General features: G+C 54.4%; 1 rRNA gene. It reads right to left on the bottom strand.

Features of this window, described 5'->3' with window-relative positions:
* Nucleotides 1-12: 12 nt before the first annotated feature.
* A 23S ribosomal RNA gene (locus QMZ64_RS23030) occupies nt 13-641 on the bottom strand; the annotation flags it as partial.

Below are 641 nucleotides of genomic sequence, written 5' to 3'. Positions count from 1 at the left end.
TTCACAAACATTTAGGTTAAGTCCTCGATCGATTAGTATCTGTCAGCTCCATGTGTCGCCACACTTCCACCTCAGACCTATCAACCTGATCATCTTTCAGGGATCTTACTTCCTTGCGGAATGGGAAATCTCATCTTGAGGGGGGCTTCATGCTTAGATGCTTTCAGCACTTATCCCGTCCGCACATAGCTACCCAGCGATGCCCTTGGCAGAACAACTGGTACACCAGCGGTGCGTCCATCCCGGTCCTCTCGTACTAAGGACAGCTCCTCTCAAATTTCCTGCGCCCGCGACGGATAGGGACCGAACTGTCTCACGACGTTCTGAACCCAGCTCGCGTACCGCTTTAATGGGCGAACAGCCCAACCCTTGGGACCGACTACAGCCCCAGGATGCGATGAGCCGACATCGAGGTGCCAAACCTCCCCGTCGATGTGGACTCTTGGGGGAGATAAGCCTGTTATCCCCGGGGTAGCTTTTATCCGTTGAGCGATGGCCCTTCCATGCGGAACCACCGGATCACTAAGCCCGACTTTCGTCCCTGCTCGACTTGTAGGTCTCGCAGTCAAGCTCCCTTGTGCCTTTACACTCTGCGAATGATTTCCAACCATTCTGAGGGAACCTTTGGGCGCCTCCGTTAC

It is taken from the genome of Bacillus sp. LB7 (assembly GCF_030449715.1).
GTDB classification, from domain to species: Bacteria; Bacillota; Bacilli; order Bacillales; family Bacillaceae; genus Bacillus; species Bacillus paralicheniformis.
This window is presented reverse-complemented; position numbering and strand designations above follow the sequence as displayed.